Source organism: Dyadobacter sp. 32 (genome assembly GCF_902506755.1).
Taxonomy (GTDB): domain Bacteria; phylum Bacteroidota; class Bacteroidia; order Cytophagales; family Spirosomataceae; genus Dyadobacter.
Genome location: NZ_LR735258.1, coordinates 1,233,804 through 1,252,052, shown reverse-complemented (window position 1 = coordinate 1,252,052; position 18,249 = coordinate 1,233,804). Strand labels below are relative to the sequence as shown.

Genomic DNA, 18,249 nt, shown 5'->3' with positions numbered 1-18,249 from the left:
CGTTGTGCTATTCTGTTTAAATGGAGGTAATTTTCGGTTGGGTTACGGGTAGTACCAGGATAAAACTTGCACCTTCATCCTCCCGGCTCCTTGCGGATATAAGTCCATTGTGCTTATCCATGATTTTTTTTGCTATGGCAAGACCAATCCCGGTTCCTTCATAGGTGGTGTGGTTATTAAGGCGCTGAAATATTACAAATATTCTATCCAGAAATTTTTCGTCAAAACCAATTCCGTTGTCATTGATGATGATTCTACAAAACTTACCATTTTCTGAGGGAGCGCTTTCAATTTGCATATCTTCCACAAGTTCAGCGGTAATCCTGATGATGGGGGTCGTATTCCTGGAAGAAAATTTAAGTGCATTGCTGATCAGATTCTGAAATACCTGGCGAATCTGGCTGGGGATGGTCTCAATGACCGGAAGCTTACCGATAATGATTTCCGCCTTTTTTTCAATAATTGTTTCGTCAAAATCGCTCACCAGCTCCCGTAGCAGCTCATTGAGGTCCGTGGGCTGAAACAGCGCTGCCATGGATAGCCTTGAATACTCCAGGAGGTCATTGATCAGCCGGGACATTCTTGCAGAGGAACTTATGGAGCGGTCGAGGTACATGCTGGCCTCTTCATTTCCTGCCAAAAATCTATCTTTGATGAGGTGGCTGAACGTTTGGATCTTCCGTAACGGTTCTTTGAGGTCATGCGAAACAACCCAGGCAAATTGCTGTAACTCATGATTGGTTATTTCGAGCTGGGTATTTTTGTCACTTAACTCCTTCGTACGCCATTGTACCTTATGTTCAAGCAATTCATTTTCGATTTTTTGCTGATGTATATCTGTAAAAGTGCCTACCCATCTTTGAATAGAATCCTGGTGATGTATGGGTATAATTCTCAAAAGAAAATATTTGTAATCTTCCTGATTGAGTGGTTTAAGCCTAACCTCCTGGGAAAACTCTAGGCTATTCGCGAAATGTTCATTCCAATTAACCAGGACGGCGTCATCCGGGTGGAATTCGGGAAACGATTCAAGGCGCCGGGAGTAAAGAAACCAGTGGGCGTTCGCATATTCGATTGCACCGTTTGTGGCAATTGTAAAAGCAATCTGAGGCAACGACTCCAGCACAAACCGAAGTTCCTGCATCCGGTCTGCTAACTCCTGCTGGGCTTTTTTTCGAATCTCGATCTCTTCTCTGAGCGAATTTTGAATGGCTTGGAGCTCTTGCTGCTGCTGATATATTTTGTTAAATATCTTTACTTTCAATAGCAGAATATCGGTGTCAACGGGCTTCGTGAGATAGTCAATTCCACCAGAACTGTATCCCTGTGCTATAAAACGTTTTTCGGTATTGACAGCGGAAAGAAAGATAATCGGTGTGTCTTTCGCCTTGTTGAAACCGGATATTGCCTCAGCCACCTCGAAGCCATCCATGCCGGGCATTTGCACATCCATAATGATCAAAGAATATCTGACATTCAGGATTTTTTTCAATGCTTCCTCTCCCGAGCCTGCGCTGTCTGTTTCGAATCCGTTTATTTCTAGAACTTTTCTTAAAGGAAGAATATTTTCCGGCCTGTCGTCAACAATAAGGACCATATTTTTTTAGGGTAAAAGCATTTCAGGATGGCCTATTTATAAATCCTGTTTTGGTCAAACTTTCATGATTAATTATTCGAAAATCAATTGAATCGTTTACGGAGTTATCATCAGTAAGACACCAAAACCGTCCATAAGCCACTACAAACAGTAAATGTAATGAATTTGAAGTCTTTAATTAGGGTTCGGACATGGTCGGAATTTGACCATATAATTTAGTGCCTGGTTGGCATGTTTTTAATATGTGGAGCTTCGAAATCTGCTGATTTATCGACTGAGGTTAGCGAAGTATGGAGCAGAAAAATTACCGCTGGCGATTGTTTATGGCTTCTTCTCATGCTTTCAACCTGATTTTTTGCTTGTTAGGATATGTCTGAAAGTGCATTGGGCAGGAAGACTTTGGCGTAAAGAATTTGAATGGGTCTATCCGTATTATTGTCATGGAGCCACTTTTTTCATGCCCCACTGAGGAGAAGCTTCCACACTTCTTTCTGCTAAGAGATGCACTGTATGCATATTTTTCAACAGTTCTGTGCAGAAATTTAATTGTGATTTTTGTGGAAAACTAATCGCGGCAAAGAAAAACAGGCACTTAATCCAGAAATCGGACTTTTATGGTAATATCATGTGGGGCTATCTCATTCCCTCCAAAGTAGGGTAGCAGCTTATAAGAAACCCCCACGCCACCCGCGCAATGCCTTGGCATGGTCTGCTCTTTTCCGTTCAATGTAAAAATGTAGTTGTTGCCGGAGGTGGCAATCTTGAAATTGTTGGTTGTGCCGATTTCCACGGCACCCAGCTCTTTCACCTGGCGCTGCCCTGCCACATAATTATACGCGTAAATCTGAATTGCGTTGTTGTACCAGTTCCACCCGAAACGGGCACTGTTTTGCTGGTGATGTGTGCTGCAATCCGAAAAGCCGATCAGTTTATTGATATCCACCTGGTTTTCCGGAGCGGCGGTCTGGTAAATACTGCTACTATCGAAAATGGCCTGAAAACGAATGGAGCTGGATGTGAACAAGCTACTGGTGTTGTGCTCTACCTCATTATTTCCAGCACGGATAGTGTAGCTGACGAAGTCGTCACCAAAGCTGGGGGAATTGCCAAGCCATTCGCAGGAAGCGCAAAAAATGAGCAGGAATATACCTGAAAATATGAATTTCATTGAAACTGTGGCCATTTACCAGATACGCATTCTATTTTCGACATAGTACAAGACAGATCATGTCGTCATGGCTTTACAACGTTGGATTTAGCACGGCATTGCTTAGTTTTTTGCTGAATTGAAATACCAGTTATATTTCCATAGATTACAATTTTGCAAATGTAGTCAGTCCGGCAATGCGAAAGCAACATACTTGTTACCTTTTTTAGTACCCAGCTTTGTGCCCCCACAGGCCACAACCACGTATTGTTTGCCATTAACCTGATAAGTTGCCGGGGTTGCAAACGCTGCCGCGGGTAACCTGGTTTCCCATAGTAACGCTCCGGTTTCTTTATCAAATACTCTGAACTTCTCGTCCTTTGTAGCAGCGATGAAAAGTAAACCACTCGCTGTCACCACCGGGCCTCCGTAATTTTCGATTCCGGTTGTCGGTACACCCTTTGCCCGCAACGATTCTACTTCCCCGAAGGGTATTTTCCATAAGTACTCACCTGTATTTAAATTGATCGCATTTAAAGTTCCCCACGGAGGAGAAATGGCAGGTAGCCCGTTGCGATCCAGAAACTTATTGTATCCCGTGCTGCGGTAGGGCAGATACACTTTTTTCGAAGCATTTACTTTCGAAGTGGCTTCTGTTTTTTCATCACCTACCAGAAATGCAACGAGCGCCTGTTTTTCATCTGCAGAAAGCATGGGAAAACCAGGCATCATACCCTTTCCGTTACTGACCAGTTGGGTGATGGCCGGTCTGTCTTTCCGGATGTTGATATCAACGAGTGATGGGTAGCCGCTTTTGACGTTTCCCTTTCGGTCGGGTCCATGGCAGGTAACACAGTAGGTCTGATACACCTTTTCACCGGGGCTTAGGGTGGACATGTCACTGGCTTTTGGTGCATCAATCATGGTTAATATCCAGGCCATTTCATTGCTGTTCACATAAATGATACCCGCATTGGGATCGGCTGCGGCACCTCCCCACTCGGCACCTCCATCAAATCCTGGCAGAATTACAGTGCCCTCCTTGCTTGGGGAAGCGAACAAAGCTTTTTTATAACCCTTAAACTTTGCCATCAGCGAGTCCCGGTCCGGAGCGTGTATGCTGATATCATTTTCTGTCAGGGTATGGGCTTGTCTGGCGTAAGGGGCGGGCTTGGTAGGAATGGGCTGCGTGGGCCAGGGAAATTCTCCGGGTAGCGCATCTTTTGGGGTGGGTATCTCCCGGATTGGAAACAGCGGTTTGCCGGTTACCCGGTCAAACACAAAAATATACCCTTGTTTGGTTACCTGAGCGACGGCATCAATTCTTTTGCCTTTATGGGTCACCGTGATCAGGTTCGGTGGTGCAGGCAGGTCTCTATCCCACAAATCGTGATGCATGGTCTGATAGTGCCAGATTCTCTTACCTGTACGTGCATCCAGGGCAATGAGGCAATTGGAAAACAGGTTGGATCCTTTTCTTTTGGCTCCATAAAAATCATAACCCGCAGATCCGGTGGGTACATACAGGATTCCGCGCTTCCGGTCCACAGCCATTCCGGCCCAATTGTTGGCTGCACCCGTGAAAGTGTTTTTATAAGCGTCTTTGGGAAAGGTTTTGTATCCGAATTCACCTGGATAAGGTATCGTATGAAATGTCCAGGCCAGTTTTCCCGTGCGCACGTTGAAAGCCCTGATATCGCCGGGGGCTGCATCCGAGTCTTCGGAGAGTCTTAAAGGCATCACGATCAGGTCTTCGAAAATGGTACCAGGTGTATTGGAAACCATATACTTGTCCATGGCAACTTCGGGCAGGCCCGTGTGCAGGTCTATTTTGCCATTTTCGCCAAAGCTCTCAACTGGTATGCCGGTACGTGCATCCAGTGCAAAAAGTTTGGCTCCTACTGCATGCAGGATGCGCTGATCGTTGCCGTCTCGCCAGTAAGCCACACCGCGGCTGGTATTGGAACCCTTTTGAGATTTGTCCTTAAAATTCCAGATTTCCTTACCTGTTGCTGCATCCAGTGCAAACGCCTGCACGTTGGCGGTAACACCAAACAGAACCCCATCGACAATAATGGGGTTTACCTGCATCTGACCGGAATCTGCTGTGGAATATGTCCAGGCAACTTCCAGGTTTTGTACATTACTCCGGTTGATTTGCGATAATGAGGAATAATGATTCCGGTCGGGTCCGCCCAGGTATTCCGACCACTCGGTATAGCTGGCTTTTTTGTCTTCCCACGATAGCTGTTTTGCGGCGATCAATAGAAATAAGAGCACAGCAACCGTGTATGTTGTTTTTCGTATTATCACTGTATTCAGGGCCTGAAAAGGTTATTCAAATTTATTATTCACCGTTATTCCAGGCCAGTTGTCCGTTCTGAACGGACTGGCCGGAAAGCCTTGCTTATTGAATAAGTTGGCATCTTCGGGGGCATCGGACCATCCGTACCTCACCGACGTGGGGTTGGCAACTTTTGGATGAGATAACACCACCGAACTGCCCGAGACTTCCGCTTTTGTATAGTAAAATACTTTGTCGTCCCCAGCGATTTCGAAGCCTTTCGCATACCCGTATTTATCCTTGATTATAAGTCCTTCCTTGGCGTGGTCAAATGAAACAATTGCTTTATTTCCTTCAAACATCACATGGTTGTAAAGCGGTGAACTGTGTTCGATCTCCTGACCGTAGTCGAATTTTAACGCATTTGCAGCCAGGCGGTGTGCTACGTCCTGTTTATTGGTGGGGTGGATGTCCTTTGGGTTGCCGATATCTGTGGTGACAGCCATACCTGTTTTTGGTAAGCTCAGCGTCATATTTTGCGCTTCTCTGAGTTCGGCCCAGCCACTGCCTTTGTTGCTGTCCTGGCTGGCACCATAGCTGGAAAGCTGCACCCAATAGAAGGAAAAATTATCCGGATTTCCATCGGATGACCATAATTTACGCCAGTCGTTGATCATGAGCGGAAAAGACTGACGGTACTGGTAAGCTCTGCCCGCATTAGTTTCTCCCTGGTACCAAAGTGCCCCACGTATGCCAAAAGGGATTAAAGGTACGATCATGGCGTTGTAAATGGTTGTGCCCACGTTGTTCATTAAGTGAGCATATTCATGACTTTCTACGAAGGAGGGCATCAGCTTCCATTCCGTTGCTAAACTGATCTTTTGAGCGCCATCGGTAAGATAAAGGTCTTCTGCTTTGCCTTTCATGCCCGGCCCAAACCAACTGGTACCCACCATATTTCCCAGTTTTATGACGAGTTGATTGGTGCCCGACAGGAATGTTCCGGCCGGCAGGTCTAATTTTCTGATACCTTTTACTATTTCTTCGGAGACCAGTTTACCATTGATGTAAATTTTAACAGGGCCATCATTTTCGGCAAGGGATAGCGTTGTGGGTTTACCTGCCATTTCTGCCGGAACTTCTATCTGGCGGGCCATGAAACCTTGTCCCCGGAAACCCATTAGTCCCTTCCAGTCCCATTGTCCAAGCGGATCATTGGTTCTGATTCCTTTGATTGCACTATAGCCTGTTTCGACATATTTCTTCTCGTCTTCGGCAGTCGGTATAAATGTTGCGTCTCCAAAAAGTTGCTTCCGCAATTTCCGGTCCATGATCTCGTCGGCATCTTTCCAGGTAGCTGGTAGTTTTTGCGCGTAACCTTTCAGTTCGTCATTGGTCAGCATGGCTTCTTTGCTTATCCATCCTTCGATTTGTGATCCACCCCATGAGGAGTGCAAAATGCCCACCGGAATGTTTAGTTTTTGAAACAACTCCCTGGCAAAAAAGAACCCGATTGCCGTAAAACCGCCAACAGTTTCGGAGTTGGCTATTTTCCATTCACCTGCTTTCAGGTCCTTTTCGGGAGTCAGAGAAACTTCATGCTCTACACGGAAATGCCTGATTTGTGGATAGTCGGCATTTTTCTTTTCCTCCTGGTAATTATTGGAAGCAGAGACAGGCCATTCCATGTTGGACTGGCCGGAGCATAACCACACTTCGCCAATCAGAATATCGGTAACTACAATGTTTCCTGATTTTGCCGTAACACTGAGCTGATGTGGACCACCTGCTTCCAGTGGTGTGAATTTAACCATCCATTTGCCAGAGGCGTCGGCTTTCGTGTTTAGGGTTTGAGAGGCCAATGTTACTTTTACTTTCTCGTTGGCATTAGCCCAGCCCCACACCGGGATTGGTTTCTGGCGCTGTAAAACAACATGATCGGAGAATAGCCTTGCCAGTTTTACCTGCGCATATACATGTTGACTACCTACGGCTAATAAAAGGATGAACAGTAAACGAACCATGAATTTGGGTTGAAAGTGATTGAATGGCAAATTAATTCCGGTGATCGTCCTCGCACGGACTTTCAGCACTCCATTTCATTTATAAATACATGCATGTATGAATTTCTACTTGGCGAAACTTAGTGAAGTCCTTTGGCAATAATAATCCCCGAATTGCATTATTAAAAGGTGTTCGGGTCGCTAACGAGAATATAACGGAACCCTCCCCGATGAAGAACATTGTTTCATTTAAGGTCTGCGTGAGTCAGGTCAATTTAAATGAGGCTTTAAACCATAGCTGAAAACCCAAACGACAAACGATTTAATGATTTCAGTCATCATCTGCTCTGCCAAGGCGATCGATTTAGCATTGGTTAGTAAAAATATAGAGGAAACCATCGGAATTCCGCACGAAATTATTGCTATCAATAACCATAAGGCTGAAAAGGGAATTTGTGAAGTTTACAATGAGGCCGTTGCACTGGCGAAATATGATATCCTGTGCTACATGCATGAGGACGTGAAGCTGCTTACGCAGGAATGGGGACAAACGGTCGTGGACATTTTTGTCAGAGATGGTGAAATCGGTGTAATCGGGGTAGCTGGTGGAGGGTACAAGGCACTCGCTCCTTCGGGCTGGTATTGTGTGGAATTCCAGCATCCTGACAAATCCTTTCAGAATATCCTGCAAGGGTATAAGCTGGATTCAAAAGAGGAAATACACGCTTACCACAATCCTCATGGAGAAAAGCTAACGGAAGTGGTGTGTATCGATGGCGTTTGGTTTTGCACAAAAAAGCAAGTGGTAAGGGACCATCCGTTCGATCAGGCATTGTTAAAGGGCTTTCACGGATACGATATTGACTTCTGCCTTAAGGTCTACGGCAAACATAAGATTGTGGTCACGTATAACATTCTCATGAAACACGCGTCCGAGGGCAACTTTAATAAACTGTGGCTGGATCAGATTTTAAAATTGCATAAGAAATGGTCGAAAAACCTACCGTTAACCACGGCAAAAGTTTCGGACAGGGAGATTTATTTTACCGAAAAAAGAGCATTGCGGAACCTGGTGGAGCAAATGCTGGAATGGGAATATTCATTTTGGGAAATTCACAGGATGTTGCTTACCGTTGCAAAGTCGAAGAGAATGCCTCTTCGTTTATTTTTCAAAGGTTATATCCATTTGCTTGAACAGCGATTTGGCACTAAGCCCTCAGCCGAATAAACGCCCCCAAATAATTTTTGCCTTCAAACCCCATATTTGCCTGGAAATAAATCCCGATCTGCTTGATTTCCTTAACTTTTGAATGAAATACAGGGTATCGAAGTTGGTACGGATCATCATGGCGTAATCATAGGAAAAAAAGCTGTGAATCCTGTTTTCAAACAGCAGGACAAACTGATCGAGGAACGCTTGATTTTTATTCAAACGAAAACTTTGGCATTGTTTAAGCCATTTCAGTTCTTTTTTGAGCTTCGTTACATCCCGGTTTTCGTGATAGGATTTATCAAGTTTTTTTCGCTTGTTGAGAATGTCGGTCGATGTGCTGCTATGCTGACGGTACCGAACCAGGCACTCAGGTATCACCTTAATGGATCCCAGATTGGTGGCTACATAGGCAATCCAATGGTCATGGAAGATACCGTCGGGGAATGGCATGGCCTCTTTCAATAATTCCTTTCTGAAGAAACAAGTGTGTCCGGAAACACAGTTGAAAAAAAGAAAAACTTCCGGCTGATCACCCTGGTAAAGATTGATGACGTCCGACATCTTTTTATTGAGGGCTTTTCCCTCTTCGTCGATAAACGCGGAGTCATGATAAATGAGTGTGTGGGCACCAATGCCTGCTGCCTGTTGGCTGAGCTTATCCAGTTCCCAGATGTCATCCTGATCCGACAGGGCAACCCATTCCCCCCTACAAAGCGATAATGCTTTTTCGAAATTTTTGGTATAGCCCAGATTCTTTTCGTTCTGAATAATATGCAGAAAAGGATATGCCGCTGCGAATTCTCTTAATATTTCCAGCGACGAATCCGTGCTGCAATCATCCACTGCGATAATTTCAATAGGCTGATACGTTTGTTTGACCAGTGATTGCAGTTGTTCCCGAAGGAACCGTTCGCCGTTGTAGACGCAAAGTGCTATCGAGATCAGAGGCAGGTTTTCTTTTCCAGTCATTTTAATGGTCAGGCTTGTGTGGTTGCGCTCAAAATAACTGTTTGGTACGTTCACCCCAGGTTTTTCGAAGCACAAAAAAGAATTTGCTTACAGGGCCTTTCTTTAACAAAAATAGGAGGGACTCTCGGTTTTGCCAGATTTTCCAGCCATAATCAATACCCATCCATGAACGGTTTCGTTGCAAACTCAATGCATACAGTTTAGCCGCCAGATCAGACCTGGTGCTCGCCTGAGCACAAAGTTTTAGCCATGCAGTTTCGTTATGCATTTCATTCAGTTTCACTTCACGCTTACGGGGCTGCCTGCGAGACCTGGTTGCCAAAATATCTGTGCTATTTGTTTCATGCTGCCGATACTGCACGAGTGGCAGATTTATAAAGTCAACAGAGCCCAAGGATGCAGCTACGTACGCAAGCCATTGGTCGTAATGAAAACCCGCAGGAAACGGCAGCGAAGCCTGGAGCAGTGTATTTTTCATGAGGATCGAGTGACCGGATATGCAGTTCAGGAGTAGAAACACCGCGGGATCCGATCCGCGGTAAAAATTGAATTTATCCGAAATTGTCAGACCGATCTTGTTACCAAAGCGGTCAATGAATTCAGAGTCGTGGTATATGAGCAGATTGGCTCCCAACGCCTCCACCTGCATGCTCATTTTTTCGGGGTGCCACACATCATCCTGGTCGCAAATTGCCACCAGCTCACCCTTGCATAGCTGTAGGGCTTTCTCGAAATTTCTGGTGTAACCCAGGTTTTCGCTGTTTGCAAAAATGTTCACATGCTGGTGCTTGCTGGCATAGCCTTCCAGTATATCCCAGGTTGAATCGCCGGAGCAATCGTCCACAACGATTATTTCCAGATTGGGATAGGTCTGGGCAAGTACCGAGTCCAGCTGTTCTCTAAGAAAGGCTTCGCCATTGTAGGTGCAAAGCGCTATGGATACGAGAGGAAGGTCGCTCATCAGGATTCACTAAACTGCTGCATGTCGATAAGTCTTCTATACAAGCCTTCCTGTTGCATCAGCTCCTGGTGTGTGCCTTTTTCTACTATCCGGCCATCTTCCAATACCACAATCAGGTCGGCATTTTGAATCGTACTGAGCCTGTGAGCGATGACCAGAGATGTTCTGTTCTTCATCAGATTGTTCAAAGCATCCTGCACAAGTTTTTCTGATTCTGTATCCAGGGCCGAAGTGGCCTCATCCAGCAGCATGATAGGCGGATTTTTAAGCACAGCACGCGCAATGCAGATCCGCTGTTTTTGACCCCCTGATAATTTCACTCCGCGATCTCCTACGTTGGTATCGTAACCATGTTCCGTTTGCAGAATGAAATCATGCGCATTGGCAATCCGTGCCGCAGCTTCCACGTCCTGTAAAGTTGCCCCGGGTACACCAAACGCGATGTTGTTAAAAATGGAATCATTAAAGAGAATAGATTCCTGATTTACCACCCCGATCATGGCCCTTAACGAATCCATGGTGACCATACGTATGTCATGACCATCTACGCTGATTCTCCCCTCCTGAGGTTCGATAAATCTTGGAATCAAATCCATGAGCGTTGATTTGCCGCCCCCTGAGGGCCCTACAAGGGCAACCGTTTTTCCTTTCCGGATTGTAAGATCTATGCCGTTCAGCACCGGGCGGGAAGGGTAGGAGAAGGATAAGTTCTCAAGGGTAATGGCCTCATGAAATCCGTCGAGTTTCGTGGCATTCGGTGCATCGGTGATCAGTGGTTTTTCGTCAATTAAATCCAATACCCGTTCCCCGGCCGCAATACCGGCGTGAATGGTGCTGAACGAATCGGTGATTGCCTTGGCAGGACGAATAACCTGGGAAAACATGGCTATATAGGTAATGAAGTCATTTGGACTTAATTCCGACTGACGGTTCAGGATCAAAGATCCGCCATAAAGCAAGATTACAGTCACCATCGTAACACTCAAAAACTCGGAAACAGGTGAGCTTAATTGTTGTCTGGCGGCCATTTTACGCCCCAGCTCAGAATAGCGTACATTTTCGTCATCAAACTTCTTTTTGATGGATTCAGTTGCGTTAAAAGCCTTGATGATCTTGATTCCCGACAAGGCCTCGTCAAGATTGCTCAGCATCGTTCCGAACGCTTCCTGTGCCTGTGTTGCCTGTTCCTTCAGTCGTTTCACGATCTGTGCTATCAAAAAAGCTGAAATGGGTACTACCAAAAGGGCGAAAAACGTAAGCTTGGCAGAGGTGGCAAACAGCAAAAATACATAGGCAAAAAGCTGCAAAGGCTCTTTGAAAATAACCTGAAGCGTACTTGTTACTGAAAACTGAACTACTTGTACGTCGGAGGAAATTTTGGCGATGATGTCCCCCTTGCGTTGGTTGTTGAAATAACTGGTGTGCAGATCCATCACATTGTTAAATACGCTTTTTCTTAAATTCAGCAGTGTATGAATCCGGAGATTTTCCATGATTCTTTGTGACAGGTATCTGAAAAGATTTCCGAGTAGAACCGATAATACGATAACCCCGCATAAAAGCTGTAAGGCCACCAAAGGGCCAAAATGATTACTGGCTTGTTGGGCGTAGTAGTTTAAAGTGGGGAAAACATCGGTCCAGCTTTCAGGTTTGGTGAGTGGTACTGCATCTGCTTCATTGGTCTTGAATAATGCCTGGAGCAATGGTGCCAGCATGGCAAGATTCAACGTATTGAAAATGACACTCAGTACTGAAAAAATGATATAGGGAATGGCAAACTTGGCGATGGGCCGGGCAAAAGAAAGTAAGCGAAAATATGTTTTCATCTATTCATAATGGCATAAACTATGCCGGCAAGTGACACTCCGGCTTCCTGAAATGACTGGAGTTTTGACTGCAAAGTTAACGACGTATCGTTGCATTTCGTGCCAATGGCCTCAAAATTGATTAGCAAAGACTGATTTCGGAGATGATCCGTCGCGAGATTTCAGAGGGTAACTGAGGTTTTATTTTGGAAAAATTAATTCGTTGATCAGAAATAAGGTTACCGAATAATGGCGGGTTTTATCTTTTTAAGGCAGGCAACGTGCATAAGGCTACTTAAGCAACTTGTAATTTTTATATTCCCCGAATTTAAAACCAAGAATGTCTTCCAGGGGCTGTATCAGGCGGTCTTTCGTTCTCCATTTGGCTTTTTTGGGGTCAAAAATAAAGGGCTGGTTGAAATTCTTTACCCTGTCAAGCATCAGAGACGGATGTGTACCCTTGAATTTTTCCACCCGATCCACCTGATTATAATCAAACGTAGCCTGCTTTTCGGCGGCAAATGGCATGTCCGGTGTATACATTGAAATGAATGTGTTCACCTTCTTCTTCTGAACCTCCGTACTACGCACCCCATTGTAATGGTAAACCGGAGCGTCGACTTTTTTTACACGTAGTTTCTCGCCCTTCTCTCCTTTTTCGTAGCCTTCCACGGATGTGTATTTACGGAAGCCTTGCGAATCCCGGTAAGACCTGATCACTCCCTTATTTCTTAGAACCCTTACCTCATTCTTGTGAACACGTCGGGTGTTGCGAACATAATCATACCCTCCCCAGAAATGAATAAACGGAAACAATAACCCCTCCACACGCTCATCGCTATCATATTCCTTTATCGCACTTAGCACTTTCGGTAAATCTTTTTCATGAATCACTTCATCAGCCTGGATGTGAAATGCCCAGTCTCCCGTGATATGGTCGAGGCCCACATTGGCCTGTTGGGCAAAGACTTTGCCCCCCTTCCTGTTATTCATGTCCCAGAGCGTGTCCACAATTCTGATTTTGTCGGAATTAATGGCATTTATTGCTTCTCGGCTGGTGTCGCTGGAGTCTCCTAATACCATGATGAATTCATCGCAAATGGGTAGTATGGATTGGATAGCCTGTGTAAAGGGATAGTCGTAATCGACCCCGTTTCTGACATAGGAGAAGCCGGAAATCTTCATATGGCCTGGATTAAAATATATATTTATGCGCTTGCATTTAACCACGAAATTAGAGAAACCGAATGTATTTTACTTCACATGGCGGCCTTATTATGCGATTGTGCCGACTTATTCACCAAAATGAGGAAGCAGTTGTCCACTGAATAACAGCGTTGATTTTTGTTAACTACTTTGTAATCAGATGGTTTATTGAGTTTGCTGTATTTTGGAATGAATATAGGACTATCTGTAGCCAACACGTGCATATGCACATCGTCATTAAACCAAAACCAGATTTTTATGAAAAAGCTAATCATTTCGGCCTTGGCACTCTCATTGATCTCGTTCTCATCGTTGCGAGCAGCAGAAGGGTCGGTTTTAAAATATTCGGAAAATGTGCGTTTAGCTCAGGACAAAGTGGCGGTGAAACCCGAAAATCTTCCAAAGGCCATCCTGGATGTCATAAAAAGTGATGATTTTAAGGGCTGGGATGTTGTGAGCGCATTCCTCATTACAGGCGAGGATCAGTCACAGTATTATGAACTGAATGTAAAAAGAGGAAAAGAAAATGCGCGGGTTAAGCTCGATAAGGACGGAAAAAATGTTGACTGATCCGATGGAACTGAATATGTAAAATAAGAAAGTGATAGCCTTTCATGCTAGAAGGCTGTCACTTTTTGTATAGGGTCGACTGAAAGCTAAGCTATTGGGACAAATAGGCGATTGTGTTTTGTCTATCTATATGGATCTGACTCACAAGCTTGTCTATTCCATCGAATTTTTGCTCCGGGCGAAGATAATGAATGAGTTCAACGCTAAGATCTTCACCATAAATTTCCTTGTCGAAGTCCAGAATATGTGCTTCGATGGTGCGGTGAATGCCATCCACCGTTGGCCGCACGCCTATGTTCAGCATCGCGTTGTATGCCGTTCCCTGGTAATGTGCCTTGATGATATAAACGCCATTGCCGGGAATCAGTTTATACGATTCATGAAGATGCAGATTGGCAGTAGGAAAGCCGATGGTCCGGCCCAGTTGTTTCCCCTTCACTACCGTACCGGAAAGCGCATAGGGCCTTCCAAGTAACCCTTTTGCCACGTTGACCTGCCCCGATAATAGCGCCTGACGTATTCTGGTTGAGCTGATAGCCAGGTCTTCGATGTCTTGTCTGGGAATTTCTTCAACCTCAAAGCCGTACTTTGAAGCATTGCGTACCAAAAATTCAAAACTGCCCTCCCGGTTCCTGCCAAACCGGTGGTCATAGCCTATCACCAATTTTCGGGTATCTATTTTGTCTAACAGTACCTGCTGTATAAATTCCTCCGAGGTGAGTTCTGAAAATGCCCTTGTAAATGGAATTATCACGAGATGTTTAATGCCGAGCTTGGCGAACAACTCGATTTTTTCATCAATCGTGGAGAGGAGAAGCAGATTCTGGCTGTCGTCGGAGACAACCATGCGCGGGTGTGGCCAAAATGTGAGGATTACTGACTCTCCTCCTGATTGGGAACATATTTCATTAAGCCGGTTCAGGATTTTTTGATGACCGATGTGGACACCATCGAAGGTTCCGCTGGTGACAACGGCATGATGCAAATCACGAATGGAATCGAGGCTGTGGTAAATTTTCATTCGTCGACAGATAGCTGCAGTTCGATCCTTTTGTTGTGTATAAAATCGGTAAGATCGGAAGCATCTTTGAGTTCAAATGCACCGATACGTGTTCTGCAAAGGGAGCTCATGTAAGCACCACTACCGGCCAGTAGCCCGAAGTCGCGCACAATACTCCGGATGTAAGTACCTTTGGAACATACAATTCTGAAAGCAATCGTGGGGAAATTGGCCTGGTTGATTTCGAACAGGGTAATTTCCACTGCCCTTTTTTTTATTTCAACAGTTTCTCCGCGACGTGCTTTTTTATAAAGGCGCTCACCATCTACCCGTACCGCCGAATAAATGGGCGGGGTTTGTTCTATTTTGCCAAGGAATTGAAGTCTGGTGTTCTCCAGGACCTCGTCCGTGATGTGCTCGACGGGAAATTCTCCGTCAAATTCTGTTTCCAGATCGATGGAGGGAGTGGTTTTGCCTAATACAAAGGTTCCGGTGTATTCCTTTTCCTGAGCCTGATAGGAATCAATTGATTTTGTTTTTTTGCCGGTACAAAGAATTAACAAGCCGGTTGCCAATGGGTCCAGTGTACCTGCATGACCGATCTTCTTGAACTTACAGGCTCTCTTCAACTTATTAGCGACATCGAATGAGGTCCAGGTAAGCGGTTTGTTAATCAGAATTACTTCCCCTTCGTCAGGTGTATTGTCTGTTGTGTTCAAATCAGTAGTAAGATGGTTCATTACTGCCCGGATACTATACAACATCAAGCTCGTAGCCGAATGCAAGTAATCCTAGCAAAATGAGGCCCAGAACGATCCGGTAATAACCGAAGACCTTGAAGCCGTATTTGGTAAGAAAATTAATGAAAAATTTTATTGCCAGCATGGCTACAACAAATGCGACCAGATTCCCAAGCAATAAAATCTTGATATCCTCGCTTTGAATGGTGTCATAGGTTTTGAGAAGTTTGTAACCTCCCGCCGCCGCCATAGTTGGCACAGCGAGAAAGAAAGAAAATTCCGCTGCCTGCTTACGTGATAAGCCCTGAAGCATTCCGCCTATGATGGTGGATGCTGATCGGGAAACACCGGGAATCATGGCTATACATTGGAAAAGACCAATTTTTAGTGCATCGAAATAAGTAATTTCTCTTTCGCTGACCTGGTCATTGGCGATGCGGTCGATGAATACTAGAATGACACCACCCACTAAAAGAGAAACTGCCACTACCACCACGTTTTCAAGCATAGAATCAATGAGATCATTAAGCAAAAAACCGAGTATGGCGGCTGGTAAAAAAGCCACAAACAACTTGAAATAAAAGTCAGTTGACTGAAAGAATCTTTTCCAGTACAGCACTACCACAGATAGTATGGCTCCAAACTGAATGTTCACAGTAAACATTTTGGTAAACTCCAAATGACTAATCCCCATAAAAGACGAGGCTATAATCATGTGTCCTGTTGATGATACAGGCAGAAATTCTGTAATCCCTTCAATAACTGCTAAAATAATGGCTTGCCAAATACTCATGAATTGCTGGGTTTGCGTAAAATAGCCCAGAATTCAATTACAAACCCAAGGATCGTAACAAGTGGTCCAATGGTTAGCCCTAAGGCGCCAAATCCAAATTCCTCCGTGTCCAGGGTCATGATCAAAAAGCCACCAAGGATCACAGCCAGTCCGATCAGCATCGTGGTGTAGTTGGAAGTTGCAAAGGGAAGGTTGGTTTTATTATTGTTCATTTTTTATTAGTCGTTAAAAATTACATCAATTAATACAAGTCGTCGAGGGTCATCCTTAAATAGCGGGATAGGGACTGATAGGTACTGATAATCCCTATCAAAATGCCCAACAGCATGATTACTACGGCCAGAAAAATGATTTTGCTATACTCCTGTAGTGAAAGTAGTCCTTCTACGTTACGAACTGCAAGCTGCTGCAAACCAACCAGCAGGGCAATGGCAAGGAGGCCACCAATAAGGCCCTGTGTTGCACCACGAATAATGTATGGACGTTGTATAAATCCGTTGGTAGCTCCTACGAGCTGCATGCTTCGTATCAGAAAACGCTGAGAATAGATCGCAAGCTTAATCGTATTGTTTACCAGTAATACGATGATTATCAGCATAATAAGCGCAAATGCTGAAAGCACCGCATATATTTTTGTCACATTTCTATTGATGTTATCGGCCAGATCCTCCTGATATACTACCTCGTATACACCCATCAGCTTCTCGATGTCTTTTTTGATTGCCTGAAGCTTGGACTCTTCAAAATAGTCCTCATGAAGTTTGACCCGGTAGCTGTCACGTAGGGGATTTTCTCCCAGAAGTGTTGTGAAATCTTCTTTGGTACCCTCTATAAACTCTTTGGCAGCTTCTTCCTTGGAAACGAACGTGATGGGTGCTTCATCCGCGGAAGTCAGTACAAATGGCTTTTGTTTGATCAAATTTAAGATTGAATCCTGGCCTGCTTTTGTTTCTGTTTTTTCAAGAAAGACCCTTACTTCAATATTTTGACGGATAATGGAGACCAGTTTTTTTGACTGAATCACAAGCAGGCCACAAAATCCGATCAGAAATAATGCGGCGGTCAGGCTCATTACAATCATGGCATTTGGATAACTACCAATTTTCTTTTTCTTGGGCATGAATCGTATAATTTCTAATTCGTGTTGTTGGAATTCTTCCGAAGACAATAGTATTGGCAAAAGTAACGATTAATCTCAGAAGGGAACGGTTCAGGTGACGGGTTAACTATTTTTAACGTAACCGGTAAACCCAAAATCAGTTCCTGCGACCCATCTCATCTCTGATTTTAGCAGCTCTTTCGTAATCTTCCTTGGACAATGCATCGTCGAGCATACGCTGAAGATCGTCAAAGGGCAGGTCTCTGAGTTGATCTTTTGCCGTAGTTTGGGTCTTCACCGTTTCTCTGACCGCATCTTCGTCTTCATCCTCGTCTTCGGAAATTGAACTTGAAATAATTCCTGCCTCTGATAATATCGCCTCGTAGGTGTAAATGGATATACCAAAACGCAGTCCGATTGCGATGGCGTCGGAGGGCCGGGCATCTATTTCCACTTCACGCAAACGATCCGTGCAAACAATCTTTGCGTAAAAAATTCCCTCCTTTAAGTCAGAAATGATTATTTCTTTCAGTGTATAGTTCATGCCGTCTGCGAATGACTTAAAAAGATCATGCGTCATAGGACGGTTTGGGACAATATTTTCAATTTGAACGGCAATCGCCTGAGCTTCAAAAACACCAATGATGATTGGCAAACGACGATTCCCCATTTCTTCCCCCAGTACCAACGCGAATGAGCCAGCTTGGGACTGACTTGGGCTGAGACCTAATATTTCTAATTTAATTTTTTTCACGTTTGGGACTTTGGCGCTTTGGCTTAATAATTTGATATTTTTTGGATGGATTCTATAAGAAACGCATGGATTCAGACCGACCACAAATATTGGTCAAAGTATTTTGTT

General features: G+C 44.6%; 16 protein-coding genes. 2 read left to right on the top strand and 14 right to left on the bottom strand.

Translation table 11 applies throughout. The features are described from left to right. Positions 1-16: 16 nt before the first annotated feature. The 4 genes from DYADSP32_RS04955 to DYADSP32_RS04940 all read right to left on the bottom strand — a co-directional run bounded on the left by DYADSP32_RS04955 (position 17) and on the right by DYADSP32_RS04940 (position 7,052). Complete coding sequence (locus DYADSP32_RS04955; protein ID WP_149243751.1) at positions 17-1,597, bottom strand: response regulator; 1,581 nt, start codon at positions 1,595-1,597, stop codon at positions 17-19. Between the two features lie 592 nt (positions 1,598-2,189). Continuing rightward, entirely contained in the window at positions 2,190-2,765 is a 576-nt protein-coding gene (locus DYADSP32_RS04950; RefSeq protein ID WP_149243752.1) for a hypothetical protein, read from the bottom strand. 165 nt (positions 2,766-2,930) lie between these two features. Continuing rightward, entirely contained in the window at positions 2,931-5,024 is a 2,094-nt protein-coding gene (locus DYADSP32_RS04945; RefSeq protein WP_149244971.1) for a PQQ-binding-like beta-propeller repeat protein, read from the bottom strand. A 54-nt stretch (positions 5,025-5,078) separates the two neighbouring features. Then, a complete protein-coding gene (locus DYADSP32_RS04940; protein WP_149243753.1) occupies positions 5,079-7,052 on the bottom strand; it encodes a sialate O-acetylesterase in 1,974 nt (657 codons plus the stop codon). 304 nt (positions 7,053-7,356) lie between these two features. Between DYADSP32_RS04940 and DYADSP32_RS04935 the strand changes: the two genes are divergently transcribed. Further along, positions 7,357-8,259, top strand: a complete 903-nt coding sequence (locus tag DYADSP32_RS04935; RefSeq protein ID WP_149243754.1) for a glycosyltransferase — start codon at positions 7,357-7,359, stop codon at positions 8,257-8,259. Here the strand turns inward: DYADSP32_RS04935 and DYADSP32_RS04930 are convergent. The 4 genes from DYADSP32_RS04930 to DYADSP32_RS04915 form a co-directional block, all read right to left on the bottom strand. After that, positions 8,248-9,213: a glycosyltransferase family 2 protein gene (locus DYADSP32_RS04930; protein WP_149243755.1), complete on the bottom strand. Its 966-nt coding sequence runs from the start codon at positions 9,211-9,213 to the stop codon at positions 8,248-8,250. The genes DYADSP32_RS04935 and DYADSP32_RS04930 overlap by 12 nt on opposite strands. A 28-nt stretch (positions 9,214-9,241) precedes the next feature. Next, positions 9,242-10,174, bottom strand: a complete 933-nt coding sequence (locus DYADSP32_RS04925) for a glycosyltransferase family 2 protein (protein WP_149243756.1) — start codon at positions 10,172-10,174, stop codon at positions 9,242-9,244. After that, positions 10,174-12,000, bottom strand: a complete 1,827-nt coding sequence (locus tag DYADSP32_RS04920) for an ABC transporter ATP-binding protein (protein WP_149243757.1) — start codon at positions 11,998-12,000, stop codon at positions 10,174-10,176. The genes DYADSP32_RS04925 and DYADSP32_RS04920 overlap by 1 nt, the downstream gene beginning before the upstream one ends. 270 nt (positions 12,001-12,270) lie before the next feature. Further along, positions 12,271-13,164 carry a hypothetical protein gene (locus tag DYADSP32_RS04915; RefSeq protein WP_149243758.1) on the bottom strand — a complete coding sequence of 298 codons (894 nt, stop codon included), beginning with the start codon at positions 13,162-13,164 and terminating at the stop codon, positions 12,271-12,273. Between the two features lie 279 nt (positions 13,165-13,443). Between DYADSP32_RS04915 and DYADSP32_RS04910 the strand changes: the two genes are divergently transcribed. Further along, positions 13,444-13,755, top strand: a complete 312-nt coding sequence (locus tag DYADSP32_RS04910) for a hypothetical protein (RefSeq protein WP_149243759.1) — start codon at positions 13,444-13,446, stop codon at positions 13,753-13,755. Positions 13,756-13,846: 91 nt separating this feature from the next. On the opposite strand, the gene DYADSP32_RS04905 is transcribed toward DYADSP32_RS04910, so the two are convergent. The 6 genes from DYADSP32_RS04905 to DYADSP32_RS04880 form a co-directional block, all read right to left on the bottom strand. After that, on the bottom strand, positions 13,847-14,776 hold the full coding sequence (locus tag DYADSP32_RS04905) for a bifunctional riboflavin kinase/FAD synthetase (RefSeq protein WP_149243760.1): 930 nt from the start codon (positions 14,774-14,776) through the stop codon (positions 13,847-13,849). Further along, positions 14,773-15,495, bottom strand: coding sequence for a tRNA pseudouridine(55) synthase TruB (truB, locus tag DYADSP32_RS04900; RefSeq protein ID WP_149243761.1), 723 nt, complete (start codon positions 15,493-15,495; stop codon positions 14,773-14,775). Before truB ends, DYADSP32_RS04905 begins: the two co-directional genes overlap by 4 nt. A 13-nt stretch (positions 15,496-15,508) precedes the next feature. Continuing rightward, complete coding sequence (locus DYADSP32_RS04895; RefSeq protein WP_149243762.1) at positions 15,509-16,288, bottom strand: undecaprenyl-diphosphate phosphatase; 780 nt, start codon at positions 16,286-16,288, stop codon at positions 15,509-15,511. After that, complete coding sequence (locus tag DYADSP32_RS04890) at positions 16,285-16,500, bottom strand: DUF3098 domain-containing protein (RefSeq protein WP_149243763.1); 216 nt, start codon at positions 16,498-16,500, stop codon at positions 16,285-16,287. Before DYADSP32_RS04890 ends, DYADSP32_RS04895 begins: the two co-directional genes overlap by 4 nt. Positions 16,501-16,529: 29 nt before the next feature. Further along, positions 16,530-17,408 carry a permease-like cell division protein FtsX gene (locus DYADSP32_RS04885; RefSeq protein WP_149243764.1) on the bottom strand — a complete coding sequence of 293 codons (879 nt, stop codon included), beginning with the start codon at positions 17,406-17,408 and terminating at the stop codon, positions 16,530-16,532. 136 nt (positions 17,409-17,544) lie between these two features. After that, positions 17,545-18,141, bottom strand: coding sequence for a bifunctional nuclease family protein (locus tag DYADSP32_RS04880; RefSeq protein WP_149243765.1), 597 nt, complete (start codon positions 18,139-18,141; stop codon positions 17,545-17,547). Positions 18,142-18,249 lie beyond the last annotated feature (108 nt).

Bases quoted from the DNA above. Each gene is read 5' to 3' on its own strand.
- DYADSP32_RS04955 (WP_149243751.1), bottom strand. From the start codon at position 1,597: ATGGTCCTTATTGTTGACGACAGGCCGGAAAATATTCTTCCTTTAAGA.
- DYADSP32_RS04950 (WP_149243752.1), bottom strand. From the start codon at position 2,765: ATGAAATTCATATTTTCAGGTATATTCCTGCTCATTTTTTGCGCTTCC.
- DYADSP32_RS04940 (WP_149243753.1), bottom strand. From the start codon at position 7,052: ATGGTTCGTTTACTGTTCATCCTTTTATTAGCCGTAGGTAGTCAACAT.
- DYADSP32_RS04935 (WP_149243754.1), top strand. From the start codon at position 7,357: ATGATTTCAGTCATCATCTGCTCTGCCAAGGCGATCGATTTAGCATTG.
- DYADSP32_RS04930 (WP_149243755.1), bottom strand. From the start codon at position 9,213: ATGACTGGAAAAGAAAACCTGCCTCTGATCTCGATAGCACTTTGCGTC.
- DYADSP32_RS04925 (WP_149243756.1), bottom strand. From the start codon at position 10,174: ATGAGCGACCTTCCTCTCGTATCCATAGCGCTTTGCACCTACAATGGC.
- DYADSP32_RS04920 (WP_149243757.1), bottom strand. From the start codon at position 12,000: ATGAAAACATATTTTCGCTTACTTTCTTTTGCCCGGCCCATCGCCAAG.
- DYADSP32_RS04915 (WP_149243758.1), bottom strand. From the start codon at position 13,164: ATGAAGATTTCCGGCTTCTCCTATGTCAGAAACGGGGTCGATTACGAC.
- DYADSP32_RS04910 (WP_149243759.1), top strand. From the start codon at position 13,444: ATGAAAAAGCTAATCATTTCGGCCTTGGCACTCTCATTGATCTCGTTC.
- DYADSP32_RS04905 (WP_149243760.1), bottom strand. From the start codon at position 14,776: ATGAAAATTTACCACAGCCTCGATTCCATTCGTGATTTGCATCATGCC.
- truB (WP_149243761.1), bottom strand. From the start codon at position 15,495: ATGAACCATCTTACTACTGATTTGAACACAACAGACAATACACCTGAC.
- DYADSP32_RS04895 (WP_149243762.1), bottom strand. From the start codon at position 16,288: ATGAGTATTTGGCAAGCCATTATTTTAGCAGTTATTGAAGGGATTACA.
- DYADSP32_RS04890 (WP_149243763.1), bottom strand. From the start codon at position 16,500: ATGAACAATAATAAAACCAACCTTCCCTTTGCAACTTCCAACTACACC.
- DYADSP32_RS04885 (WP_149243764.1), bottom strand. From the start codon at position 17,408: ATGCCCAAGAAAAAGAAAATTGGTAGTTATCCAAATGCCATGATTGTA.